The organism is Tardiphaga sp. 37S4, from assembly GCF_021044645.1.
In the GTDB taxonomy this organism is placed as follows: Bacteria; Pseudomonadota; Alphaproteobacteria; order Rhizobiales; family Xanthobacteraceae; genus Tardiphaga; species Tardiphaga robiniae.
In genome coordinates, this window is record NZ_CP088008.1 from 919,045 (window position 1) to 942,254 (window position 23,210).

The window sequence follows — 23,210 nt, forward strand, 5'->3', positions numbered from 1 at the left end:
CGTTCCCTGCCCTCCGGCGTTATCCCTGTGGGATGACAAACCCTCCGATTCGCCCTCCTGTCCGTATCATCGGCATCGATCCGGGCCTGCGCCGCACCGGCTGGGGCGTGATCGAGATCGATGGCAACCGGCTGACCTATATCGGCTGCGGTTCGGTGGAACCGCCGGACAATCTGCCGTTGGCAAGCCGGCTGCTCGGCATTCATGAAGGTCTCGCCAAGATCCTCGGCGACTTCCAACCGGCCGAAGCTGCGGTGGAGCAGACCTTCGTCAACAAGGACGGCGTCGCGACGCTGAAGCTCGGCCAGGCGCGCGGCATCGCCATGATGACGCCGGCGATGTTCGGCATTGCCGTCGCCGAATACGCGCCCAATCAGGTGAAGAAGACCGTGGTCGGCGCGGGCCACGCCGACAAGAACCAGATCCAGGTGATGCTGAAGATCCTGCTGCCGAAGGCTGAGCCGAAATCCGCCGATGCGGCCGACGCGCTGGCCATCGCCATCACCCATGCGCATCACCGTCAGAGCACGGCACTGCGCCTCAAGGTCGTCGGCGCGTGATCGGCAAGCTCAAAGGCCTGATCGACAGCTATGGCGAGGACTATGTGATCCTCGACGTACAGGGCGTGGGTTATCAGGTGCATTGTTCCGCTCGCACGCTGCAGGCACTGCCGCAGGCGGGCGAAGCTGCGGTGCTCGCCATCGAAACCTATGTCCGCGAAGACCAGATCAAGCTGTTCGGATTCCGCAGCGATATGGAGCGCGAATGGTTTCGCCTGCTGCAGACCGTGCAGGGCGTTGGTGCCAAGGTCGCGCTCGCCGTGCTCAGCACGCTGCCGCCGGCCGACCTCGCCAACGCTATCGCGCTGCGCGACAAGACGGCCGTGGCGCGCACGCCGGGCGTCGGTCCTAAAGTGGCCGAGCGCATCGTCAGCGAATTGAAGGACAAGGCGCCGGCCTTTGCGTCCGTCGATCCGGTGGTCGCGCAACTCGCCGGTGCGATGGACGACAACCGCGCACCAGGCGCCGTCAGGGATGCGATCTCCGCGCTGGTCAATCTCGGCTATGGCCAGCCACAGGCGGCGGCCGCCGTCGCAGCCGCGTCGCGCAGCGCAGGCGAGGGTGCGGAAACGGCGCAACTCATCAAGCTCGGGCTGAAGGAATTGGCGAAGTGAGCCTGGCCAGAATCGCCCGTGTGATCGGCATTGTCGCGATCTTCGGTATTGTCGGTTCGCTATCCGTGGCTGCGCTCGTATCGTTGCTCGTCGTCGGTCTGGGTGCGTCGATCCTGCAATTGATTTTCTCTGTCGCCGATCTCGATGGTTTCAGATCGCTTGTCTCGATTGCACTGTGGCTGCTGGCATTCGTTGCTGCATTGGCGGCGCTGCTGCCGTCGCTCGGTGCCGGCGTCGTCTTCGCGCTGTCGGCCGTCTATGCCGGACAAAACGCGATCTGGATGGCGTGGCTTGCTGCGGCCGTCGGCATTGCCGGCTTCATCGGGTTTGGAATGTTCGTTCAGCCCTCGGAATCGTCGGCGGTGATTTTGCCCGGCGTTCGATCACTCACGCAGGCGCTGTCACTGTCCGCATTGCTCGCGGGCATTGCCGTGATTCCAGCCAGCCTGTGCTGGTGGTTCGCGCGGCCGTTGCACCGTGGTAACGTCGCATCATGAATACGCCACCCGATCGCATGGTTACACCTGAGCGCCGCTCCGACGATGTCGGTGACACCACGCTGCGCCCGCAGTCGCTGTCCGACTTCGTCGGCCAGGCGCAGGCGCGCGCCAATCTGCAAATCTTTATCGATGCCGCCCGCAAGCGCGGCGAGGCGCTGGATCACACATTGTTTGTGGGGCCGCCCGGCCTCGGTAAGACCACGCTGGCGCAGATCGTGGCGCGCGAGCTCGGCGTCGGATTTCGCGCGACATCCGGTCCCGTCATCGCCAAGGCCGGCGATCTCGCGGCATTGCTGACCAATCTCGAAGAGCGCGATGTGCTGTTCATCGACGAGATCCACCGTCTCAGCCCTGCAGTAGAGGAAGTGCTCTATCCCGCGATGGAGGACTTCCAGCTCGATCTCATCATCGGCGAAGGCCCTGCGGCACGCTCGGTGAAAATCGAACTATCGAAATTCACGCTGGTCGGCGCGACCACCCGTGCGGGTCTGCTGACGAATCCGCTGCGTGATCGTTTCGGCATTCCGCTGCGGCTGAATTTCTACACGATCGACGAGCTCGAAAAGATCGTCACGCGCGGCGCCCGCGTGCTGGACATCGGCATGACCCCTGAAGGCTCTAACGAGATTGCGCGCCGCGCCCGCGGCACGCCGCGCATCGCCGGGCGTCTGTTGCGCCGTGTGCGTGACTTTGCCTCCGCTGCGGATGCGTCAGCGATTGACCGCAAAATCGCCGACCACGCGCTGTCCGCACTGGAAGTCGACAGTGCGGGTCTCGATGCCATGGATCGCCGCTATCTCACCACCATCGCCATGAACTATGCTGGTGGCCCCGTTGGTGTCGAGACCATGGCGGCCGCGCTGTCCGAGCCGCGTGATGCCATCGAGGACATCATCGAGCCCTATCTGATCCAGTGCGGCTATCTGCAGCGCACCCCGCGTGGGCGTCTGCTCACCTCGCATGCGTTCAAGCATCTCGGACTGAGTGAACCGAAACGGGACGAGAGCCAGATCGGATTGTTCGGTTCGGGCGACGAGGAGTAGTTCGCAATGACTGACAAGATCATCGGCGTCGTCGCTGCGCTGATCCGCGATGACGCAGGGCGCATGCTGGTGGTGCGCAAGCGCGGCACCGAGGCCTTCATGCAGCCGGGCGGCAAACGCGATGCCGGCGAGAACGATCTGGCCGCGCTGGAGCGCGAGATCAGCGAGGAGCTCGGCTGCCGGATGGTGCCGGGTTCTGCGCAAGCGCTCGGACAATTCAACAGCGTCGCCGCGAATGAGCCGGGATGGCGGGTGCAGGCAAGCGTCTATGCGGTCAAAGTGGATGGCGCGATCGAGCCCCAGGCCGAGATCGCCGAAGCGATTTGGATCAATCCAACTGCGCCTGAGGCTATTATCCTGGCGCCATTGACGCGTGATCATGTGCTGCCACTCGCAGCTCACGGCTTTTCGTTATGACGGGTGCTACGACCTTCCATCTCGGCGACGCCATCGCCGACGGCCTGCATCGCATGCAGGCAAATCTTTCGTTTGGCTTCGGTAATTCTCAGATAGCAGGCTTGCCCAATATTGGCGGCCGCTAGGCCTGAACCGTCGATGCGGCGATCTCGTCCAGTACTTCGGTCAATCGGTCTACGGCCCAATCCACCTGTGACTCGTTGATAATCAAGGGCGGCGCAAAGCGTATCGTGTTCCGGTGAGTATCTTTGGTCAGCACGCCCGCCTGAAGCAAGCGGCTGATCACCGTACCGGCACTAGCCATGTTGCGGTGTAACTCGACCCCCGCAAACAAACCGCGACCGCGCACCTCGCGAATGATCGGATTTTTGATCGCGGAGAGCCGATCGAGGAGATGCGCGCCGACAGTCGCGGCGCGTTCAATCAATCGCTCGTCGATCAGTGTGTCGAGGGCGGCTAATCCAACCGCTGATGCAATCGGGTTGCCTCCGAACGTGCTGCCGTGGTCACCCGGAGTGAAAACCTGCATGACCTCGCGACGGGCGAGGAAAAGCGAAACCGGCAACATCCCGCCGCCGAGCGCCTTGCCGAGCATCAGACCGTCGGGTGTTACTCCTTCATGCTGACACGCGAGCAGACGTCCGGTGCGTCCCAGACCGCTCTGGATCTCGTCGCACAGCAGCAGCACGTTGTTCGCCTTGCAAATGCGCGCGACCTCAGCGAGATATCCAGGGGGCGGCACATTGATCCCGCCTTCGCCTTGAATTGGTTCGACCAAAAAGGCCGCGGTGTCAGGGGTAATGGCCGCGGCGAGCGCCGACGCATCGCCGAACGGCACGCGCGTGAAGCCGGGCGGGAACGGCCCGAAGCCGTCGCGATATTGGGCTTGCGAAGAAAAGCCGACGATCGAGATGGTGCGGCCGTGGAAATTTCCTTCCGCGACGATGATTTCGGCCCGGTCAGTCGGCACTCCCTTGACCCTGTAGGCCCATTTACGTGCCGCCTTGAGCGCCGTCTCGACGGCTTCCGCGCCGCTGTTCATCGGCAACGCGGCGTCCATACCGGTAAGTGCACAAGCCTTCGCGAGGAAAGGCCCCAGCCGATCGCTGAAATAAGCGCGCGAAATCGTATCCAGGCGTCGTGCCTGTTCTGTCAGCGCCTTGACGAGGCGCGGATGGCAATGGCCGAAGCTCGCCGCCGAATATGCGCCCATCATGTCGATGTAGCGTCTGCCAGCCTCGTCCCACACGTAGACACCAGCCCCGCGGACGATCGTGACCGGCAACGGTGCATAGTTTCCTGCGCCAAAACGGGCTTCGAGACTGGCGAAATCAGTCATGACAAGCGCTCCTGCCGCGTTCCTCCCCCGCACCGGTTCGGCATGCCATCCCGACCGTTGGTGAGGGCGCACAAGCACAACTACATCGTGAGATCACCGCTCATGGCGCGCTCTCCCGATTGGGCGCGCGTAAGGCGATGCGCACCTTAGTTCTGATGTAGGAAGGCCGACGCAGAAAAAACAGGTGCGAGGGCTCAAGACAGGCACCGCCACCTCTCCCGTTCTGCTATAATCCGTTCATGACGATCGGGATTACCGGGCCCGAACGGAAGACGCCAGGGCGAAACGCCGTGGTCGGGGTGATTGTGACTGCCATCTTCTCCGGAATTTGCCTGATCCTTCTCGCGATTGTCGGCGACTTCCTGGTCGACTGGATGTGGTTCTCCGCGGTCGGCTATTCGCAGGTTTTTTGGACATCGATCGGCGCGAAAGCCGCAGTCTTTTCTGTCGTCTTCGCGGCAACTGCCGTCATTGCGTGGGCGAACGCCCGGCTGGCACTTTTTCTTGTCCGACGGCGGCGAGGCCGGCTTCCCGTCGACTTCGACTGGAAGCTCGCGGCCACCGCGGTGCCGCCCGATCCGTTCGAATTCATACGCGATCGGTTGCCATGGCGCCTTGCCATCGCTGGCGGCGCCGGATTCCTCGCTCTGCTTGTCGCATGGGAGGAGGTCGGCAACTGGAGCATCATTCTGCAGTTCCTCTATCAGGTGCCATATGGCGCGAATGATCCGCTGTATGACAAGGATATTGGATTCTATCTGTTTTCTCTGCCCGCCTATATCGGCATCAAGAATTGGGCATTGCTAACGCTATTCATGAGCGCACTTCTCGCCGCAGTGATCTATTGGCTGCATGGTCAGATCGAATACCAGGTCCAGCGGTGGTCGATATCACCGCCAGCGGTTGCTCACGGCTCGGCGCTGCTCGGCTTGCTCTTTGTGGTGAAGGCATGGTCCTACGGACTCGACCGCTATTTGCTGCTCTACGGAGACAATGGCGTAGTGGTTGGCGCGAGCTACACCGATGTCCACGTTCAGCTACCCGTTCTCTGGTTGCTGATCGGGCTTTCGATCGTTGCGGCATGCGCCGCGTGGGCGAACCTGTGGGCGCGTACCTACTGGCTCCCCACTGCCGCGATGTTGCTCGTCTTCGGGGGCGCTTTCCTGCTGTCCGGCGTGATCCCGACGCTGTTTCAGCGCTTCTACGTGAAACCGAACGAACTGGAACTGGAGCGGCCCTACATCGAGCGCAGCATCCGTCTGACCAGGGAAGCCTATAATCTCGACAAGATCGCCGCCAAGCCCTTTCCTGCCGAACAGGACCTTACCTTCGCGACACTCGAAGCCAACAAGGCGACCATCGAGAACATCAGATTGTGGGACGGGCAGCCGCTAGCCGATACCTACGCCCAGCTGCAGGAGATACGCACCTACTACAAATTAAGTGACCTGGATGTCGACCGCTACTGGCTTCGCGGCACCTACCAGAGCGTGATGCTGTCGGCACGCGAGCTCAGATCCTCACTGCTACCGCCGAACGCCCAGACGTGGGTCAACCTCCACCTGCTGTTCACCCACGGCAATGGAGCGGTGATGAGCCCGGTAATGCACAAGAGCGCTGAAGGGCTCCCGCTGCTTTACCTGCGGGATATTCCTCCCGTTGCGGACGGCGGTCCCGAGATCCGCGAACCGCGCATTTATTATGGACAAGAGGAGAGCAACTACGTTGTCGTCAGGACGACCACGCCGGAATTCGACTATCCGAAGGGGAGTGAAAACGCATACACGGTCTACGACGGTGCCGGTGGCGTACCGCTGACGGGTATGGTGCGAAAAATCATCTTCGCTCACCACTTCAACGACATGAATCTGCTGCTCTCCAGCTACATCACCGACGACAGCCGGATCATGATTCGGCGCAATATCGGGGAACGGCTACGCACGATTGCCCCGTTCCTCAGCCTCGACCACGATCCCTATCTGGTCATCAGCGAGGGGCGGATGTTCTGGATCCAGGACGCCTATACAACCAGTAACTATTTCCCCTCTGCGCAGCCTGCGCCCGGCCGCAATCTGAATTACATCCGCAATTCCGTGAAGGCCGTCATCGACGCCTATAACGGCAGTGTCGACTTTTATCTGATGGACCAGGCGGACCCGATCGTAGCCACCTACCAGCGAATCTTTCCGGGGCTATTCAAGCCGTTTGCGGCAATGCCGTCCGATCTGCAAAAGCACATTCGCTATCCAGAGGACCTCTTCCTGATTCAGGCGCAGCTTTACCAGACCTATCACATGGCATCTGCCGACGTTTTCTATAACCGGGAGGATCTTTGGCAGTTTCCGCGCCAGCCGGCCGGCGACGGCGTCGCGCCGATGGTCCCTTACTACATTGTGATGCGGCTGCCCGGAGAAACCCAGGCCGAGTTCTTTATCATGATCCCCATGGTGCCAAGCCGACGCGACAATATGATCGCATGGCTGGCAGCGCGCTGCGACGCTCCCGACTATGGAAAATTGATCGTCTACGAATTTCCCAAGGAGAAGCTCGTCTACGGACCGTTCCAGATCGAGGCGCGCATTCATCAGAACACGGAGATCTCCCAGCAAATATCGTTGTGGAACCAGATGGGTTCACGGGTGATCCGCGGAAACCTGCTGGTGATCCCGATCGAGAATTCGATCCTGTACGTGTCGCCGCTGTACCTGCGCGCGGTCCACGGACACTTGCCGGAACTCAAGCGCGTGATCGCCGCCTACGGCGAGCATGTCGTCATGAAAGAGACGCTTGCCGAGGCCTTGTCCGCGCTCTTCATCGAAACTAACGCGTCGCCGACATCGCTGGGTGCTGCGACGGAAATGCCACGTGCGAGCCCTGCGGAAAATAGGGCGCAGGAGGCGCTTGATCGCTATAACGAGGCAATGAAGCTGTTGAGGTCTGGGGATTGGGCAGGCTTCGGCACGCAGATCGACGCGATGCGCGGTCTTTTGGAGAAAATGAGCCGGGAATCGGCCGGACACTGACCAACGCCGGCTGATTGTCATTCGACAAAGAGGTGCGCGTTCCCGCAACCAAGATTCCAGGTGCATCCCAAGCAAGGTTCAAGCCCAAAGCGATTGTCGCTTGCTGAGGAAGGTGCCTCCGTGCAAGACGATTACTCCCCGGAGTGTGATAAGAGGAATCTCCCTGTGACAGCCTCTCTTGATGGCGAAATTCGCGACGGTCGTCATCATATGCGGGTCCGCGTTTATTTCGAAGATACTGACGCCGGCCAGATTGTTTATCACGCAAACTTTCTGCGTTTCATGGAACGCGGCAGAACGAATTACTTGCGTTTGCTCGGAACGAGTCAACAAGAGCTGCTGAAAGAAGCGCGAGAGGATACGCCCGGCTTTGCCTTCGTTGTTCGTTCGATGAAAATTGATTTTCTAAAACCGGCAGTCCTGGACGATCTGCTTGACGTCGTCACGGTTCCACAAGAGGTGAGGGGCGCCTCGATCATGCTGGGTCAGGAAGTGCGCCGCGGCGATGAGTTGCTGCTTGAGGCCAAGGTCAAGGTGGCCTTTGTCTCCGGCGGCCGCGCCAAGCCGATCCCGAAAGCGCTGCGGATTGCCATGAAGGCCGATCAGATTTAGCAATCGCCCCATAGGTGAAACGGCATCGACTCCGCATGCGGCAGGGCTACAATCCCTGCAACATCGCAAAGCCGAGGGTCCCATGTCGCGTCCACCGTTTCCGCCCTTCACCCGAGAGACCGCCGCCCAGAAGGCCCGCATGGCCGAGGACGCCTGGAATTCACGCGATCCGGTGAAAGTGTCGCTCGCCTATACCGAGGACTCGACTTGGCGCAATCGCGGCGAGTTCTTTCAGGGGCGCCCGGCGATCGTCGAATTCCTCACCCGTAAATGGGCGAAGGAGCACGAATATCGGCTGATCAAGGATTTGTGGGCGTTCGACGGCAATCACATTGCCGTGCGCTTTCAATATGAATGGCACGATGACGCCGGCAACTGGCATCGCTCCTATGGCAATGAGCAATGGGAGTTTGACGAGGCCGGCCTGATGCGCCGCCGCGAGGCGAGCATCAACGATGTGGCCATTGCTGAGAAGGATCGCCGTTTCCTGTGGCCGGCGCCGGGGCCGCGTCCAGTCGATGTGCCGGGTCTCGGCACGGACCCGTTCTAACTAAAGCGAACCGCTATCGACCACGAATTCGACGCGCTCGGCGACGAAGCGCGAATGCGTAGCGCTGAGCGGCGTGCCGTCGGCATCCACATCGATGGAATCGACAATCAAGATCGGACGCCCGAGGGCGACACCAAGCCGTGTCGCATCGGTCGCGTCGATGATCCCCGCGGTGACCTTCGTCGAGGCGCGGCGATAGTCCTTGATGCCGTAATGCGCCAGGGCCTTAGTCATCGAGCGCACGCGCTCATAGACCTTGCCGAAATCGGGAAAGCGTTCGGCCGACAGCCAGTTGGTGCCGACGCAGATCGGCGTCTTGTCCGCCAACCGCAAGGCTTCAATGCGGATCAGCGGAGCGCCGGCTTTGAGGCCAAGCTGCCTGGCGAGATCGCGTGTTGCCACATCGTCCCAGGCTCCGATCAATTGCGCTTGCGGCTCGCGCCCGCCGGCACCGGCAATTTCCGAGAAGCGGGTGCGTGATCGCAGGGGATATGCAAGCTTTGGCGATTCCACATAGGTGCCGCTGCCGCGCTCGGCGCGCACCATGCCGCGTTCGGCCAGGGTCGCGAGCGCGCGGCGCACGGTGTGCCGATTGACGCGGTAGATGTCAGCCAGTTCGGTCTCGCCGGGCAGCTTTTCGCCAGCGCCATAGCGGCCATCTGCAATGCCGCGCTCGATGCCGTCGGCGACGTGCCGCCACAATGCAACGCCTGTTGGCTTGTCCTGAATGGTCACAAAATCGGTCCCGGAATGATGTCGACCACGCATTAGCGAAAAATCGTGCCGCTGTCACGAAACGGTCATTGCCTCCGCCTATAAAGTTGTCTAGTAAATCATACAACTTGTTGAGCGGCGGTGACATGACTTCATCCTCCCTGAACCACCAGCAGGCCCGGCGCCGTGAGGCGATGGGGGTCCTTGGGCACTCCGGCACGGCGGATATCGCCGGATATCTCGATGCAGTGGCTGTTCCCGCCCATGAACAACTGCGTCAGCCGGAAAACGGCCTGGTGATGCTGCGCGGCCGGATCGGCGGCGATGGCGCGCCATTCAATCTCGGCGAGGCGACGGTGTCGCGTGCCGCTGTACGGCTTGCCAGCGGCGAGGTTGGCTTCGGTTACACACTCGGTCGTGACGGCGCGAAGGCACAGCTGATCGCGCTCTGCGATGCACTCATCCAGACCAGTGAATTTTCAGATGCTGTCGAGACCAAGGTGCTCACGCCGCTGCGCGCGCGCGTCGTCGCCGATAGCAAGCGCAAGGCCGCAGAGACGGCGGCAACCAAAGTCGATTTCTACACGCTCGTGCGCGGGGAGGGCTGATCATGACGACAGTTGCGGAAATGCCGGCCGGTTTCGCGGACAAGGTGCTTGCAGCGCAATCGACCTTCCGTTCGGTGATGGATGCGATGGCGCGTCCGGGTACCGTGCAGCGCATTCAGGCTGTTTCGGGCGTGCCCGCGCCAATGATGCGCGGCGCGGCGGCCATCGCGCTCACGCTGTTCGATCAGGATACGCCGGTGTGGCTCGATGCCAAGTTGGCGGCGACGATGGATGTTGCCAAGTGGATCAAGTTTCACACCAGCGCGCCGGTCATCGCCGATCCCGCCGTGTGTGCCTTCGCTGTGGTGGCTGATGCTGCCGCGCTGCCGTCCTTCGAGCACTTCGCCTTCGGCACCGGCGAATATCCGGATCGCTCCACCACGATCGTTCTGCAGGTGGCGAGCCTGACTGAAGGCCCTGCCTATGAGCTGCGCGGCCCCGGTATCGATGGTGCCACAATCCTGCGTGCTGCGATCGGCGTGCCGGATCTGCTAGATCGCCTTGCGCTGAATGCCTCGCTGTTTCCCCGCGGCATCGACCTCGTGCTGGTGTCCGGCGAATCCATTGTCGCGCTACCGCGTACCACGCGTCTTGTCGCGAAGGAGGGCTGAGCATGTATGTCGCCGTCAAGGGTGGCGAACGCGCCATCGAGAATGCGCATCGTCTGCTGGCTCATGAGCGCCGGGGTGATCGCGATGTGCCGGAAGTATCGCTGGCACAGATCTCCAATCAGCTCGGTCTCGCCGTCGATCGCGTGATGACCGAAGGCTCGCTCTATGACCGCGAGCTCGCGGCGCTGGCCATCAAGCAGGCACGCGGCGACATGATCGAGGCGATCTTCCTGCTGCGCGCCTTCCGCGCGACGCTGCCGCGGTTCGGTTCGAGTGAGCCCGTCGATACGTCGCAGATGCAGGTGCGTCGCCGCGTCTCCTCGACCTTCAAGGACATGCCGGGCGGCCAGGTGCTTGGCCCGACCTTCGACTATACGCATCGTTTGCTCGATCCGGTGCTGACCGGCGAATCCTCGCCCGAGCAGCCGGCCATGACCGATGCAGAGCCGGCTGCGATGCCGCGCGTCACCGATATTCTTGGCCGCGACGGCCTGATCGAAGCCTCGCCCGCAGAAGATCCCGAAAAGCCTGTCGGCGATCTCACGCGCGACGCGCTGAGCTTCCCGGCAGACCGTGATCTGCGCTTGCAGAATCTCGCGCGGGCCGATGAAGGCTTTCTTCTGTCGCTCGGCTATTCATCGCAGCGCGGCTATGGCCGCAACCATCCTTTCGCAGGTGAAATCCGCCTCGGCGAGGTCGAGGTTGAATTCATGGCCGAGGATGTTGGCTTCGCGGTGCCGCTGGGATCGATCACGCTGACCGAATGCCAGATGGTCAATCAGTTCAAGGGCTCGGATACCGAGGCGCCGTGCTTCACGCGCGGTTATGGCCTCGCTTTTGGCCAGAGCGAACGCAAGGTGATGTCGATGGCACTGGTCGATCGCACGCTGCGCGCGCGTGAGCTCGGCGAGGACATCAAGGCGCCAGCGCAGGATGAGGAATTCGTCATGTCGCATTCCGACAATGTGCAGGCGACCGGCTTCGTCGAGCATCTGAAGCTGCCGCATTACGTCGACTTCCAGTCTGAGCTTGGCTTGCTCCGCAAGCTGCGCAAGGAATTCGCCGATGCCAACGAGACGCCCGTTGCTCTTCAGGAGGCCGCGGAATGAACGCGCCGACATATAACTTCGCTTATCTGGACGAGCAGACCAAGCGGATGATCCGCCGCGCCATTCTCAAGGCGATCGCGATCCCCGGCTATCAGGTGCCGTTCGCCAGCAGGGAAATGCCGATGCCCTATGGCTGGGGCACCGGCGGCGTGCAGGTCACGGCGGCGATCCTCGGTCCCATCGACAAACTCAAGGTGATCGACCAGGGCTCCGACGACACGACTAATGCGATCTCGATCCGCAAGTTCTTCGAGAAAACTGCCGGCGTTGCCGTGACCACGAGCACGGGCGATGCGACTGTGATCCAGACACGGCATCGCATTCCCGAAGCGACGCTGCAGGCGCATCAGGTGCTGGTCTATCAGGTGCCGATCCCCGAGCCGCTGCGCTTCCTCGAGCCACGCGAGACAGAGACGCGGCGTATGCATGCGCTCGCCGAATACGGCTTGATGCATGTAAAGCTGTATGAAGACATCGCCCGCTTCGGCCATATCGCCACGTCCTATGCCTATCCGGTGAAGGTCAATGCGCGTTACGTGATGGACCCGTCGCCGACGCCGAAATTCGACAATCCGAAGATGGACAATTGCGCGGCGCTGCAGCTGTTCGGCGCCGGCCGCGAGAAGCGCATCTATGCGATCCCGCCTTACACATCGGTGGTGTCGCTGGATTTCGAGGATCATCCATTCGAGCCCTACAAGCACAAGGCCTGCTGTGCACTGTGCAACGCCGAGGATAGCTATCTCGACGAGATCGTCACGGACAACAAGGGCAGCCGGATGTTCGTCTGCTCCGACACCGATTATTGCGAAACGCGGCAATCACAGGGGTATCGCGGCAGCGAGAATGCTGCGCCCTATGCGGAGAGCGCAAATGCTTGATGTGACAGCGAATTCAACTGTACCGGGGGCGCGCGCGGCTGCGAGTGACGAGCCGTTGCTCGTTGCGGCAAACCTCGGAAAATCTTATGGCCGTCTTGCGGCATGCCGCGACGTGTCCTTCGAACTCTATTCCGGCGAGGTGCTGGCTATCGTCGGCGAGTCCGGGTCCGGCAAATCGACACTGCTGCAGATCCTCTCCGCCCAGTTAGCGCCGACCACCGGCAGCGTCTCCTACCGGATGCGCGACGGCGTGACCCGCGATCTCGCGGCGATGGGCGAAGCCGAGCGGCGCTTCCTGTTTCGCACCGACTGGGGCTTTGTGCATCAGGACCCGGCGATGGGGCTGCGCATGGCGGTCTCGGCCGGCGCCAATGTCGGCGAGCGGCTGATGGCCGTCGGTCAGAACCACTACGGCAAGATTCGTGATACGGCGACCTCGTGGCTCGAGCGCGTCGAGATTTCGCCCGAGCGTATCGACGATGCGCCGCGGACCTATTCCGGCGGCATGCGGCAGCGGCTGCAGATCGCGCGCAACCTCGTCACCGAGCCGCGTCTCGTGTTCATGGACGAACCGACTGGTGGCTTGGACGTATCGGTGCAGGCGCGTTTGCTGGACATGATGCGCACGCTGGTCAGCGAGCTTGGCCTTAGCGCGATCGTTGTGACGCATGATCTCGCGGTGGCGCGGTTGCTGTCGCATCGCGTGATGGTGATGCAGGGCGGTCGCGTGATCGAGACGGGGCTCACCGATCAGGTGCTCGACGATCCCAGAGAGCCCTATACGCAACTGCTCGTTTCCTCGATCCTGCCGGCGTGAGGTCAACATGATTCCGATGATCGATATCCGCAACGCCGAAAAGACCTTCGTCATGCATTTGCAGGACGGCATCCGCCTGCCGGTGGTGCGCAACGTCTCGTTCCATGTCGCGCCCGGCGAATGCGTGGTGCTGTCCGGTCCCTCGGGGGCGGGCAAGTCGTCGATCCTGAAGATGATCTTCGGCAACTATCGCTGCGACGGCGGCACCATCGGCGTGCACCACAACGGTGATGTCATCGATATCGCCACCGCCGAGCCGCGCGAGATCCTGGGTGTGCGCCGGGATACCATCGGCTATGTCAGCCAGTTCCTGCGCGCGGTGCCACGTGTCGCCGCGATCGATGTCGTAGCCGAGCCCCTGCTCGCTGCCGGCGTAACGCGCGCGGAGGCGCGTGCGCGTGCGGGGGCGTTACTTAAACGTCTCAACATTCCCGAGCGGCTGTGGAAGCTGCCGCCCTCGACCTTTTCCGGCGGTGAGCAGCAACGCGTGAATATCGCGCGTGGCTTTATCTCCGATCTGCCGATCCTGTTGCTGGACGAACCGACCGCGTCGCTCGATGCCGCCAACCGGGCCGTGGTCGTTGAACTGGTCGCCGAGAAAAAACGTGCCGGCGTTGCCATGGTTGCCATTGTGCATGACGACGAAGTGCGGCACTTGATCGCCGACCGGCTGGTGGACGTCGCATCCTTCGCCGCTGCTGCTGCCTGAGAAAGAGAACCATGACCGCATCATCGACCGAAACCGTCATCGGCAACGCCAGGATCGTTCTTGCCGACCGCGTGATCGACAAGGGCTGGATCGCCTTCGCTGGTGGACGCATCGCCGAATTCGGCGAGGGTGATGCGCCACGCGGTAGCGACGATGCGCGCGGCGATCTGATTATGCCCGGCCTGATCGAATTGCACACCGATCATCTCGAAGCCCATTTCATGCCGCGGCCAAAGGTGTTCTGGGATCCCATCGCTGCCGTCGTCTCCTATGACGGTCAACTCGCCACGTCCGGCATCACCACGGTGCTCGACTCGGTGCGGGTCGGTTGCGAGGACTCAAGCCAGGGCATCGACAGCTACGCCGGCCTGCTGGTGGATTCGATTGCCTCTGCTGGCGAAGCCAGTCTCCTGCGGGTCGATCATTTCCTGCATTTGCGCTGCGAGATTCCGATGCCAACCGTGGTCGAGGAAGCGAAGGCGCTCTTGGCGAAGCCGAACGTCCGGCTGATGTCGCTGATGGATCATACGCCCGGGCAGCGCCAGTTCCGCGACGAGGAGAAGCTGCGCACCTACTATCGTGGCAAGGGCGGCAAGAGCGATGCCGAGCTCGATGTGATGTTCGCGCAGCGCCTAGCTTGCCAGCAGCAATATGCGGCCGGCAATATGCGGGCGATCGTGGCGCTGGCTCACGAGCGCAATATTCCGCTGGCGAGCCATGACGACACCACGGAAGACAACGTGACCGAAGCCGTTGGAGACAAGGTCTCGGTGGCCGAATTCCCGACGACGCTGGAAGCGGCCCAAGGACTGCACAAGGCTGGCATCGGCATCCTGATGGGAGCGCCGAATGTCGTCCGCAACGGCTCGCATTCCGGCAATATCGCGGCGATCGATCTCGCCCGCGAAGGCATGCTGGATATTCTGTCGTCGGACTATGTGCCGTCGAGCCTTCTGATGGGAGCCCTGCAGCTCTCGAGCAAGGTATCCTTGATAGATCTGGCGAGCGCGATCCGCACCGTGACCAAGCGGCCCGCGGAAGCCGTTGGGCTCATGGACCGCGGCGAGATTGCGGTCGGCAAGCGCGCCGACGTGATCCGCGTCCATGTGGCGCATGAGGTACCGGTGGTGCGCAATGTCTGGCGCGAAGGACATCGGGTGGCATGACCGACACCGCGGCGATATCCGAAGCGCAAGCAGGTCGGATCGGCCCCGGCCGGTTGGTGCTGGTGGTCGGCCCGTCGGGTGCCGGCAAGGATACGCTGATCGGTCTGGCGCAGGCCGCCTGCGCGGATGACGACAATGTGGTGTTCACGCGCCGCGTGGTGACGCGCGAGGCGTCGGAATTCGAGAATAATGCGCAGGTCACGCCGGAGGCGTTCCGTCAGGCACAGGCCAGCGGCGCTTTCGCCGTCCACTGGGAAGCGCATGGACTTTCTTATGCACTTCCGCGCTCGATCGATGATGCGCTTCGCGCCGGCCGCAATGTCGTTGCCAATATCTCACGAACGGTTATCCCGGCGCTACGTGCCGCTTATGAAGATGTCGTCGTAGTGTCGATCACGGCGCCGCCGGAAGTGCTTGCGGCGCGACTTGCGGCGCGGGGACGCTCAACCGATGGGCCGATCGGCGATCGGCTCAAGCGTAGCGTCGAGACATCAGGTGCCGACGTCACGATCAACAATATTGGTGTCGCGGAAGATCATGCGGATGACCTGATACGGGTCATCAGGGGTCAATAGATACGGCGGAGGGCAGTGCGGCCATGTCGGTGATCGAAACCATCGAGCAGCTCGAAGAGATCTACGGCCGTTTCGATGACATCGGCGAAGCATCCACCGCCAAGGTCGCGGACTGTGTAACGGCGCAATATCGCCGGCTGATCGAGGTCTCGCCCTTCGCCGCTCTGGCGACCACTGGCCCGGAGGGGCTGGATTGCTCACCACGCGGCGACAAACCGGGCTTCGTCCGGATCCATGACGAGCGCACCTTGATGATGCCGGACCGCCGCGGCAACAATCGCGTGGACTCTCTGCGCAACATCGTGCGCGATCCCAAGATCGCGCTGCTGTTCCTGATCCCCGGTGCCGGCACCACGCTCCGCATCAACGGGACGGCGCATCTCTCAACGGACCCGGACCTGCTGGCGTCCTTCGCCGTGGAGGAGAAGGCTCCCCGCACGGTGATCGTGATGACGGTCGGGGAGATCTATTTCCAATGCGCCCGCGCCATCGTGCGGTCCGATCTCTGGAACCCTGACAAACGCGTCGATCCGAAGACTCTGCCGACGCCCGGCGAGATCCTGGCGGAGATGAGCGAGCGCCGGGTCGGTGGTCCGGAATACGATCGGCAATGGCCGGAAAGGGCGCGCCAGACCATGTGGTGAGGGGGCGAATCTGGGGGTGATTTTTGCAGTGCGTTTCTGTCGCCTGCCGCGACTCTGTAGGCCCCTTGTTTCAAGTATTTTGCGCTTGCGAGGGTCCTGAAACCCTGCCGTACAAGTCGAATCGGGGTTTGATGGTCAAAAAACATCATTTTTCCCGGCAAAATCTGTGAAAATTTCATTGAGCACGGGTTTTTTCCCGTAATTCCTCATAGTGTCTGTCTCACCGAATCACGGCAAACCAAAAGGTGCAAAATGGCAGACCAAATGACGAAGTCGCAGCTCATCGAGAAAATCGCTGAGACCACTGAGCTCTCGAAGAAGGACGTCAAGGGCGTTATCGAGACCATGGCGACCCTCGGCTATAAAGAGCTGAAGAAGAGCGGCGTGTTCCTCGTTCCCGGCTTCGCCAAGTTCGTCGTCATCAAGAAGCCCGCCACCAAGGCACGCAAGGGCACCAACCCCTTCACCGGCGAAGCAATGACCTTCAAGGCCAAGCCGGCCCGCAAGATCGTGCGCGCCCGCCCGGTCAAGGCTGCGAAGGACGCGGTCTAAGCAGACCCTCGGCGCGGTCGCCCATGAGGTGACCGCAGCCGACCTGAATTGAGAACGGCGCGGCACTCCCAGAGGATGCCGCGCCGTTTTCGTTTTGGGGAGTGCCTTACCTCTCCCCGCTTGCGGGGAGAGGTCGACTGCAACGCGCGAAGCGTGTGGAAGTCGGGTGAGGGGGCTTTCCATTCGCTCCGCGCCTGCGGAGGCTCCCCCTCATCCGTCGTCGCTTCGCGACGCCACCTTCTCCCCGCAGGCGGGGAGAAGGCAGTTAGCGCGGCTCTAATCGTTCACGCGCTTCTTGTAGGCGACCGCGTCCATATCCCTGATATCGACGCTGAGGCTTTTGGTGTGCGGCAGCAGCAAAACCATTGCCGCGCGCAACGCCTCGCTCACGGCGACTTTCTGCTCGGGTGTGCGGCCCTCCAGCATCGAGACCGACAGGTGGCAGAAGCCTTCGGCCCGGCCGGCCATCAGGTGATGCGCATACGGGATCGCGCGCACCTTGATGTCGGCAGCCTTCATTACCCCAGTGGCGGCGCCGGCATTGTGCAACGCCTGCATCAGGCTGGCGATGTCGAACGCGTCGCCATGGCCGTCGGTGGAATGTTCAATGACGATATGGGGCATGAGACGACAATTCCTGGTGCGTGTTCAATCTCGGACCTCATGGTGAGGAGGCGCCACTTGGCGCCGTCTCGAACCATGAGTGTAGGGCTCCTCATCCTTCGAGACGCGGCCAAGTGGCCGCTCCTCAGGATGAGGGGACAGCGTTAAAGAAGCAGCGGCTTCACCGAATCCGCGGCATCGCGCAGCAGCGGCAGGAAGCGGTCGATCATTTCCCCGGTGGAGACGCGGTCCACATGGGCGCCCATATTGATGGCGGCGACGATGGCGCCATCGTAGCGCCGCACGGGCACGGAGATTGAGCGGAAGCCCGGTTCGGCCTCGCGGTCGACCAGCGAATAGCCTTTCTCGCGGTCGGTGATGATGGTGGCCTTCAGCAGTTCCTTGTCGATGACCGTGAACGGCGTCATTGCCACGAGGTCCATGGCATCCAGCGTCGCGGTGAGGTCGTCGTTGGAATACTTGCCCAACATGGCGCGGCCCACCGACGAGCAGAAGGCGGGCAGCCGATAGCCGAGATCGATGCCGGCAGAGAACACGCGCGCCGGGCTGGCGCGCGCGACGAAGATCACCTCGTGGCCCTCGAGCACGGCGAGTGAAGAAATCTCCTGCGCGTCGCTGGAAATGCTGTCGAGCACCGGCTGCAGGATGGTGACGACCTGATTGGAGGTCATGTAGGAGCCGGCCAGCGCCAGGACGCGCGGTGACAGCGCGAACAGCTTGCCGTCGCTGGTCACATAGCCTTTGCGTTCCAGCGTAAACAGGATGCGGCGCGCAGTGGCACGCGGCAGCTCGGCGGCCTTGGCGACGTCGCTCAGCGTCATCGGGCGCGAATGTGCGCCGAACAGTTCGAACACCCTCAAGCCCCGATCGAGGCTCTCGATGAAGTCGGTATTGCCGCGTTCGTCGTCGGGGCGCTTGATCTTGGGCATGAGCCGTGGGTCCGCCCTATTTGCCTGCTTCGAATTTTTTCAGATCGAATGACAGATCGGCGGCCTGTTCTGGTGTTGGCGACAGTGACGCGGTGATCAGGCGACGCGCGATCATCTGGTCGCCCGGCCGGTTGATACTGTCGACGGCGGTGAGCTTGCCGTCGCGATAATAAAACACCGAGAACTTGCCATCATCCATCGACCCGCGGATCACCGCGCTGTCGGTCGGCGCGGAGAGGCCGACGATCTGCAGCTTGGCGTCATATTGATCCGACCAGAAACGCGGCACTGCGTCATAGGCTTCGGGTCTGCCGGCGATCATCGCGCCCACAGCCTTGCCCTGATCGGTGGCGTTCTGCACGGCTTCCAGCCTGACGCGGCGGCCGGCGAAGCCGTTGTGGTGATTGCTGACGTCGCCGGCGGCATAGATGTTCGGCGCGCTGGTCAGGCCATGTTCGTCGACATCGATGCCATTGGTGCAGGTGATATCGGCCTGCGCGGCCAACTCGTCATTGGCGATGCCGCCGATCCCGGCGACGATCAGGTCGGCGCGCACCCGCAAGCCGCTGGAGCAGACGACCTCATGCACGGCGCTGTTGCCTTCGATGGCAACGACGGATTCGTTGAAGCGGATGTCGAGGCCATGGGAGCGATGGCTATCCAGAAGGAATTGCGAGATCAGCGGCGATACCGCGCGCTCCAGCAGGCGCGACTGCGCCTCGATCAGCGTCACCTTCTTGCCGGCCTTGGCAGCAGTCGATGCCACTTCGAGGCCGATGAAGCCGCCGCCGACGATGACGACATCGTTGGCTGCTTCGAGCCGGGGCTTGAGATGCAGCGCGTCATCGAGGGTGCGCAGATAGACGATGCCGTCGCGCTCATGGCCGGGCACGCTGAGGCGCCGCGCGCGTGAGCCGGTGGCGATGACAAGCTGATCGAAGGGCAGGCTGTCGCCGCCGTCCAGTGCGATCCGGCCGGCCGCGCGATCGAGCCCGATGGCGCGATGGCCCAGCACCAGTTCGATGCCCTGGGTCTTGAAATAGTCCTCGCCGCGGAGGAAAAGACTGTTGTGCGCGACGTCGCCGGACAGAAACGCCTTGGACAGCGGCGGTCGCTGATAGGGCAGATGGATTTCATCGGCGACGATGCGGATCGGCGCCTGATAGCCCTTCTCGCGCGCGCTGATGCCGGCCTGGACGCCCGCATAAGAGGCGCCGATGATCACGAGGCCGCTCACGAGCGCGCTCCCTGGGTCCGATCCACACGCGAATTCAAAGTCTTCGACATCATCAGCTCCTGAATTGCGTCCGTATATTGAACAAGTGTTCGTTCTGCGCAAGGTGATGCTTTAGGCGTGAATTGCTGCGTTTGCTCACTAAGGCGTCAAATCATGCTGCAAAATTCTGCTTGCCTGGAATTAGTCTAACGATAATATTCGCACATTCGTTCGTCTATTGAACATTGTTGATGGAGCGGCGAGATGCATCTGGGTGCGAAATGTCTGATTGCAGGAGCCATTGCAATTGGCGCCTCCGTCTTGCCGGCGGTGGCGCAGCAATCTGACCCGAACGCGCCCCAGGTCGTCCTGACGGGCGGCAAGATCCTCACCCTCGACGGCCAATCGACGATCGCGCAAGCGTTGGCCATCCGCGACGGCAAGATCCTCGCGGTCGGCAGTGAGGCCGCGATCAAGCCGCTGGCCGGTCCGCAGACCCGGGTCATCGATCTCGCCGGCAAGTCGGTTGTCCCCGGCCTGATCGACACCCACGCGCATTTCAAGGCGGCCGGGCTCGGCGACTATGTGGTCAATCTCGGCGGCGCCAAGGACGTGGCCGGGGCCCTCGATCTCATTCGGGCGTTCGTTGCGAAGAAGCAGCCCGGCGCGTGGATCACGACCGGCGGCTGGCATCCGCCGTCGCAGCTGGCGGAAAAGCGCTACCTGACCCGCCAGGAACTCGACAGCGTGTCCCCCAACAATCCGGTCTATCTGCGGACCGTCGGTCATTTTTCGATGGCCAATTCGCTGGCGTTGCAGAAGGCGGGCATCAGCAAGAGCACGCCGGATCCAGCCGGCGGCGCGTTCGAGCGGGACGCAAGCGGCGACATCAATGGCGTGCTCGTCGAGACGGCGATCCCGCTGGTCGAGAACATCGTGCCGCCCTACACCGAAGACGAGGAGTTGCGGCAATATCGTCTCGCCGAGGCCGCGCTCAACCGCCTCGGTATCACCAGCGTCGTCGAGGGGGCGACAAGCGCGCGCGACACGCAGATTCTGCAGAAGCTCGCTCTGGCCGGCGATGCGACGGTGCGGGTCGGAACCATGTTTCGACCGGAGCCGCCCGCAGATTCGGCCGGGTGGGACGCCATCATGAGCGGCAACGGCGCCACTTCGGGTTTCGGCGACGATTGGTTGAAGCTCGGCGGCATCAAGATCTTCTACGACGGCGGCATGACCCTGAAGACGGCCATGATGCGCGACGCCTATCCGGACTCGCATGACGATTATCATGGAATCGCGCAGGTTACGCCCGAACGGCTGAAGCAGCTGGTATCGATCGCCAACCTTCGCGGCTGGCGGGTCGGCGTTCACGTCGTTGGCGACCTCGGCGTCGATCAGGTGCTGGATGCGTTCGAAGCCGCCGACAAGGAAAAGTCGATCAAGGATCGCCGCTTCGTTTTGATCCATGCCAGCCTGATCCGCCCCGAACAGATGGAGCGGGCACGCCGCGTCGGGGCGCGGATCGATTTCCAGAACGCCTTCATGTGGGACAAGGCGGCGACGGTCGCGCGTTTCCTCGGCAGGCCGACCGCGGATCGTGCGGTCCCGACGCGCACTTTAATCGAGAAAATGGGACTGGAGAATCTCGGCGCCGGCACCGATTTCCCGGTCAATCCGCTGAATCCGTTCCTCACGATGTATATCATGGTGACGCGGAAGGACCCGGCCGGCCAGGTCTACGGCGCATCCGAAGCGATCGGGCGCGAACAGGCGCTTCGCCTCTATACTAGCGCGGCATCGCGCTACATGTTTGAGGAAACGCGGAAGGGGACGCTAGAGGCCGGCAAGCTGGCCGACCTCGTGGTGCTCTCCGCTGACTTCATGACGGTGCCGGACGACCAGATCAAGGACATCACCGCCGATATGACGATGGTCGGCGGCAAGATTGTATTTCAGCGATAAGCGGCGCATCGCCAGAGTTATAAAGGACATTTTGCCATGATGAGCCAAGAGCAGAACGATCTGATCACTCGCATCGGGCCCAAGGCGCCGGCGGGCAAGCTGATGCGTCAGTACTGGCAGCCGGCGGCACTGGTCGCTGAGCTCGAAGGGGATCGTCCGATCCGTCCGGTCAAATTGCTCGGCGAAGATTTTGTCCTGTTCCGCGACGAGCAGAGCCGCTATGGCCTGCTCGACCGCGACTGCCCGCATCGCGGTGCTGACCTTGCCTTCGGTCGTCTCGAAGGCGGCGGCGTGCGCTGTGCGTTTCATGGCTGGCTGTTCGACGTCGAGGGCAAGTGCCTGGAAACGCCGGCCGAACCGAAGACATCCAAGCTTTGCGCTGGCATCAAGCAGCGCGCATATCCCGTGGTCGAGAAGGGCGGAATCCTCTGGGCCTATCTGGGCGAGGGCGAGCCGCCGGCATTTCCGGAGATCGACTGTTTCGCCGCACCCGGCCAATACACCTTCGCCTTCAAGGGCCTGTTCGAATGCAACTGGCTGCAGGCGCTGGAGGTCGGCATCGATCCCGCCCACGCCTCGTTCCTGCACCGCTTCTTTGAGGACGAGGACGTCAAGGCGTCTTACGGCAAGCAGTTCCGCGGCGCATCCGCCGGCACCGAACTGCCGATGACCAAGATCCTGCGCGAATATGATCGCCCGATCATCAATGTCGAAAGCACCGAATACGGTCTGCGTCTGATTGCGCTGCGCGAGCTCGACGACGAGCGTACCCATGTGCGGGTCACCAACCAGCTGTTCCCGCATGGCTTCGTCATCCCCATGAGCACGGAAATGACGATCACCCAGTGGCACGTGCCGGTCGATGACGAGAACTGCTATTGGTATGCGATCTTCACCAGCTACACGACGCCGGTCGACAAGAAGAAGATGACCGACCAGCGGCTCGAACTTTACGAGCTGCCGAACTACACCTCGCGCAAGAACAAGACCAACGACTACGGCTTCAATCCGCACGAGCAGAAGCACGAGACCTATACCGGCATGGGCGCCGACATCAATGTCCACGACCAGTGGGCAGTGGAATCGATGGGCAAGATCCAGGACCGAACCCGCGAGCATCTCGGCTCCAGCGACAAGGCGATCATCGCCTATCGCAAGCTGCTGCGTGCGGAGATCGAGAAGGTTGCCGGCGGCCAGCGGCCGATGATGTCTCTCGATGCGGACACCGCGCGCAGCATTCAGGGCCCGGGCACCATGGACGGCATCGGGCCGACCAAGGGCTGGGAAACCTACTGGATGGAAGTCGACGTCGCCCGTCGTCGCGGTGCGCCATGGATGGCAGCCGCTCCGGCCGACCAGACCGAGCCGGGGTCCAATGTCATCCATCTGCCGGCGGCAGAGTGAAGATCGATCAGAACAGCCGCGGGAGAGT

The 23,210-nt window shown here is 62.2% G+C and carries 25 protein-coding genes; 20 read left to right on the top strand and 5 right to left on the bottom strand.

The features are described 5' to 3' along the window. Positions 1 to 32 precede the first annotated feature (32 nt). From ruvC to LPB73_RS04440, 5 genes are read left to right on the top strand one after another with little or no spacing between them, the layout of a single operon-like run. The gene (gene ruvC, locus LPB73_RS04420; protein WP_089265379.1) at positions 33 to 560 is read left to right on the top strand and encodes a crossover junction endodeoxyribonuclease RuvC; all 528 of its coding nucleotides are present in this window, start codon (positions 33 to 35) and stop codon (positions 558 to 560) included. After that, positions 557 to 1,174 (top strand): Holliday junction branch migration protein RuvA, encoded by a 618-nt coding sequence (gene ruvA, locus LPB73_RS04425; RefSeq protein WP_089265378.1) that lies wholly within the window; start codon positions 557 to 559, stop codon positions 1,172 to 1,174. The genes ruvC and ruvA overlap by 4 nt, the downstream gene beginning before the upstream one ends. Further along, positions 1,171 to 1,671, top strand: a complete 501-nt coding sequence (locus LPB73_RS04430) for a hypothetical protein (RefSeq protein WP_068735190.1) — start codon at positions 1,171 to 1,173, stop codon at positions 1,669 to 1,671. The genes ruvA and LPB73_RS04430 overlap by 4 nt, the downstream gene beginning before the upstream one ends. Next, a complete protein-coding gene (gene ruvB, locus LPB73_RS04435) occupies positions 1,668 to 2,717 on the top strand; it encodes a Holliday junction branch migration DNA helicase RuvB (protein WP_231079736.1) in 1,050 nt (349 codons plus the stop codon). Before LPB73_RS04430 ends, ruvB begins: the two co-directional genes overlap by 4 nt. A 6-nt stretch (positions 2,718 to 2,723) precedes the next feature. Continuing rightward, complete coding sequence (locus LPB73_RS04440) at positions 2,724 to 3,134, top strand: NUDIX hydrolase (RefSeq protein WP_120291684.1); 411 nt, start codon at positions 2,724 to 2,726, stop codon at positions 3,132 to 3,134. A 121-nt stretch (positions 3,135 to 3,255) separates the two neighbouring features. Here the strand turns inward: LPB73_RS04440 and rocD are convergent, their stop codons facing one another. Further along, positions 3,256 to 4,473, bottom strand: coding sequence for an ornithine--oxo-acid transaminase (gene rocD / locus LPB73_RS04445; protein WP_231079737.1), 1,218 nt, complete (start codon positions 4,471 to 4,473; stop codon positions 3,256 to 3,258). Positions 4,474 to 4,712: 239 nt separating this feature from the next. Between rocD and LPB73_RS04450 the strand changes: the two genes are divergently transcribed. The 3 genes from LPB73_RS04450 (at position 4,713) to LPB73_RS04460 (ending at position 8,658) form a co-directional block, all read left to right on the top strand. After that, complete coding sequence (locus LPB73_RS04450; RefSeq protein ID WP_231079738.1) at positions 4,713 to 7,496, top strand: UPF0182 family protein; 2,784 nt, start codon at positions 4,713 to 4,715, stop codon at positions 7,494 to 7,496. Positions 7,497 to 7,661: 165 nt separating this feature from the next. Beyond that, a complete protein-coding gene (ybgC, locus tag LPB73_RS04455) occupies positions 7,662 to 8,108 on the top strand; it encodes a tol-pal system-associated acyl-CoA thioesterase (RefSeq protein ID WP_231079739.1) in 447 nt (148 codons plus the stop codon). Positions 8,109 to 8,190: 82 nt separating this feature from the next. Beyond that, a complete protein-coding gene (locus tag LPB73_RS04460) occupies positions 8,191 to 8,658 on the top strand; it encodes a DUF1348 family protein (RefSeq protein WP_231079740.1) in 468 nt (155 codons plus the stop codon). Here the strand turns inward: LPB73_RS04460 and phnF are convergent, their stop codons facing one another. Next, positions 8,659 to 9,393: a phosphonate metabolism transcriptional regulator PhnF gene (phnF, locus tag LPB73_RS04465; RefSeq protein ID WP_120291917.1), complete on the bottom strand. Its 735-nt coding sequence runs from the start codon at positions 9,391 to 9,393 to the stop codon at positions 8,659 to 8,661. 125 nt (positions 9,394 to 9,518) lie between these two features. Here phnF and phnG point away from each other — a divergent pair, with 125 nt between their 5' ends. The 10 genes from phnG (at position 9,519) to LPB73_RS04515 (ending at position 17,044) form a co-directional block, all read left to right on the top strand. Then, a complete protein-coding gene (gene phnG / locus LPB73_RS04470; protein ID WP_231079741.1) occupies positions 9,519 to 9,980 on the top strand; it encodes a phosphonate C-P lyase system protein PhnG in 462 nt (153 codons plus the stop codon). A gap of 2 nt (positions 9,981 to 9,982) precedes the next feature. Continuing rightward, a complete protein-coding gene (gene phnH / locus LPB73_RS04475; protein ID WP_231079742.1) occupies positions 9,983 to 10,591 on the top strand; it encodes a phosphonate C-P lyase system protein PhnH in 609 nt (202 codons plus the stop codon). Positions 10,592 to 10,593: 2 nt separating this feature from the next. After that, a complete protein-coding gene (locus LPB73_RS04480) occupies positions 10,594 to 11,700 on the top strand; it encodes a carbon-phosphorus lyase complex subunit PhnI (protein WP_231079743.1) in 1,107 nt (368 codons plus the stop codon). After that, positions 11,697 to 12,581, top strand: a complete 885-nt coding sequence (locus LPB73_RS04485) for an alpha-D-ribose 1-methylphosphonate 5-phosphate C-P-lyase PhnJ (RefSeq protein WP_231079744.1) — start codon at positions 11,697 to 11,699, stop codon at positions 12,579 to 12,581. The genes LPB73_RS04480 and LPB73_RS04485 overlap by 4 nt, the downstream gene beginning before the upstream one ends. Next, the gene (gene phnK, locus LPB73_RS04490; RefSeq protein WP_231079745.1) at positions 12,574 to 13,398 is read left to right on the top strand and encodes a phosphonate C-P lyase system protein PhnK; all 825 of its coding nucleotides are present in this window, start codon (positions 12,574 to 12,576) and stop codon (positions 13,396 to 13,398) included. The genes LPB73_RS04485 and phnK overlap by 8 nt, the downstream gene beginning before the upstream one ends. A gap of 7 nt (positions 13,399 to 13,405) precedes the next feature. Further along, complete coding sequence (gene phnL, locus LPB73_RS04495) at positions 13,406 to 14,107, top strand: phosphonate C-P lyase system protein PhnL (protein WP_231079746.1); 702 nt, start codon at positions 13,406 to 13,408, stop codon at positions 14,105 to 14,107. 11 nt (positions 14,108 to 14,118) lie between these two features. Beyond that, complete coding sequence (locus LPB73_RS04500; RefSeq protein ID WP_231079747.1) at positions 14,119 to 15,273, top strand: alpha-D-ribose 1-methylphosphonate 5-triphosphate diphosphatase; 1,155 nt, start codon at positions 14,119 to 14,121, stop codon at positions 15,271 to 15,273. Further along, positions 15,270 to 15,848, top strand: a complete 579-nt coding sequence (phnN, locus tag LPB73_RS04505; RefSeq protein WP_089265363.1) for a phosphonate metabolism protein/1,5-bisphosphokinase (PRPP-forming) PhnN — start codon at positions 15,270 to 15,272, stop codon at positions 15,846 to 15,848. The genes LPB73_RS04500 and phnN overlap by 4 nt, the downstream gene beginning before the upstream one ends. A 23-nt stretch (positions 15,849 to 15,871) precedes the next feature. Continuing rightward, positions 15,872 to 16,492 (top strand): pyridoxamine 5'-phosphate oxidase family protein, encoded by a 621-nt coding sequence (locus LPB73_RS04510; RefSeq protein WP_093756773.1) that lies wholly within the window; start codon positions 15,872 to 15,874, stop codon positions 16,490 to 16,492. 252 nt (positions 16,493 to 16,744) lie between these two features. Then, positions 16,745 to 17,044: an HU family DNA-binding protein gene (locus LPB73_RS04515; protein ID WP_068735221.1), complete on the top strand. Its 300-nt coding sequence runs from the start codon at positions 16,745 to 16,747 to the stop codon at positions 17,042 to 17,044. Positions 17,045 to 17,320: 276 nt separating this feature from the next. Here the strand turns inward: LPB73_RS04515 and LPB73_RS04520 are convergent, their stop codons facing one another. The 3 genes from LPB73_RS04520 to LPB73_RS04530 all read right to left on the bottom strand — a co-directional run bounded on the left by LPB73_RS04520 (position 17,321) and on the right by LPB73_RS04530 (position 19,834). Further along, positions 17,321 to 17,668, bottom strand: coding sequence for a 5-carboxymethyl-2-hydroxymuconate Delta-isomerase (locus LPB73_RS04520; protein WP_231079748.1), 348 nt, complete (start codon positions 17,666 to 17,668; stop codon positions 17,321 to 17,323). Positions 17,669 to 17,811: 143 nt separating this feature from the next. Further along, entirely contained in the window at positions 17,812 to 18,597 is a 786-nt protein-coding gene (locus LPB73_RS04525; RefSeq protein WP_089265361.1) for an IclR family transcriptional regulator domain-containing protein, read from the bottom strand. Positions 18,598 to 18,613: 16 nt separating this feature from the next. Further along, positions 18,614 to 19,834: an NAD(P)/FAD-dependent oxidoreductase gene (locus LPB73_RS04530; protein WP_089265360.1), complete on the bottom strand. Its 1,221-nt coding sequence runs from the start codon at positions 19,832 to 19,834 to the stop codon at positions 18,614 to 18,616. A gap of 243 nt (positions 19,835 to 20,077) precedes the next feature. Here LPB73_RS04530 and LPB73_RS04535 point away from each other — a divergent pair, with 243 nt between their 5' ends. Continuing rightward, complete coding sequence (locus LPB73_RS04535) at positions 20,078 to 21,778, top strand: amidohydrolase (protein ID WP_231079749.1); 1,701 nt, start codon at positions 20,078 to 20,080, stop codon at positions 21,776 to 21,778. 36 nt (positions 21,779 to 21,814) lie between these two features. Further along, a complete protein-coding gene (locus LPB73_RS04540; RefSeq protein WP_231079750.1) occupies positions 21,815 to 23,182 on the top strand; it encodes an aromatic ring-hydroxylating dioxygenase subunit alpha in 1,368 nt (455 codons plus the stop codon). The last annotated feature ends 28 nt before the right edge of the window (positions 23,183 to 23,210 follow it).

What these genes read in the sequence shown, in the direction of transcription:
- LPB73_RS04500 (WP_231079747.1), top strand. Translation starts at nt 14,119, where the DNA reads ATGACCGCATCATCGACCGAAACCGTCATCGGCAACGCCAGGATCGTT.
- LPB73_RS04460 (WP_231079740.1), top strand. Translation starts at nt 8,191, where the DNA reads ATGTCGCGTCCACCGTTTCCGCCCTTCACCCGAGAGACCGCCGCCCAG.
- LPB73_RS04525 (WP_089265361.1), bottom strand. Translation starts at nt 18,597, where the DNA reads ATGCCCAAGATCAAGCGCCCCGACGACGAACGCGGCAATACCGACTTC.
- LPB73_RS04540 (WP_231079750.1), top strand. Translation starts at nt 21,815, where the DNA reads ATGATGAGCCAAGAGCAGAACGATCTGATCACTCGCATCGGGCCCAAG.
- LPB73_RS04510 (WP_093756773.1), top strand. Translation starts at nt 15,872, where the DNA reads ATGTCGGTGATCGAAACCATCGAGCAGCTCGAAGAGATCTACGGCCGT.
- ruvB (WP_231079736.1), top strand. Translation starts at nt 1,668, where the DNA reads ATGAATACGCCACCCGATCGCATGGTTACACCTGAGCGCCGCTCCGAC.
- LPB73_RS04520 (WP_231079748.1), bottom strand. Translation starts at nt 17,668, where the DNA reads ATGCCCCATATCGTCATTGAACATTCCACCGACGGCCATGGCGACGCG.
- rocD (WP_231079737.1), bottom strand. Translation starts at nt 4,473, where the DNA reads ATGACTGATTTCGCCAGTCTCGAAGCCCGTTTTGGCGCAGGAAACTAT.
- LPB73_RS04440 (WP_120291684.1), top strand. Translation starts at nt 2,724, where the DNA reads ATGACTGACAAGATCATCGGCGTCGTCGCTGCGCTGATCCGCGATGAC.
- phnH (WP_231079742.1), top strand. Translation starts at nt 9,983, where the DNA reads ATGACGACAGTTGCGGAAATGCCGGCCGGTTTCGCGGACAAGGTGCTT.
- phnK (WP_231079745.1), top strand. Translation starts at nt 12,574, where the DNA reads ATGCTTGATGTGACAGCGAATTCAACTGTACCGGGGGCGCGCGCGGCT.
- phnL (WP_231079746.1), top strand. Translation starts at nt 13,406, where the DNA reads ATGATTCCGATGATCGATATCCGCAACGCCGAAAAGACCTTCGTCATG.
- LPB73_RS04450 (WP_231079738.1), top strand. Translation starts at nt 4,713, where the DNA reads ATGACGATCGGGATTACCGGGCCCGAACGGAAGACGCCAGGGCGAAAC.
- LPB73_RS04480 (WP_231079743.1), top strand. Translation starts at nt 10,594, where the DNA reads ATGTATGTCGCCGTCAAGGGTGGCGAACGCGCCATCGAGAATGCGCAT.
- ruvC (WP_089265379.1), top strand. Translation starts at nt 33, where the DNA reads ATGACAAACCCTCCGATTCGCCCTCCTGTCCGTATCATCGGCATCGAT.
- phnN (WP_089265363.1), top strand. Translation starts at nt 15,270, where the DNA reads ATGACCGACACCGCGGCGATATCCGAAGCGCAAGCAGGTCGGATCGGC.
- LPB73_RS04535 (WP_231079749.1), top strand. Translation starts at nt 20,078, where the DNA reads ATGCATCTGGGTGCGAAATGTCTGATTGCAGGAGCCATTGCAATTGGC.
- LPB73_RS04485 (WP_231079744.1), top strand. Translation starts at nt 11,697, where the DNA reads ATGAACGCGCCGACATATAACTTCGCTTATCTGGACGAGCAGACCAAG.
- LPB73_RS04515 (WP_068735221.1), top strand. Translation starts at nt 16,745, where the DNA reads ATGGCAGACCAAATGACGAAGTCGCAGCTCATCGAGAAAATCGCTGAG.
- phnG (WP_231079741.1), top strand. Translation starts at nt 9,519, where the DNA reads ATGACTTCATCCTCCCTGAACCACCAGCAGGCCCGGCGCCGTGAGGCG.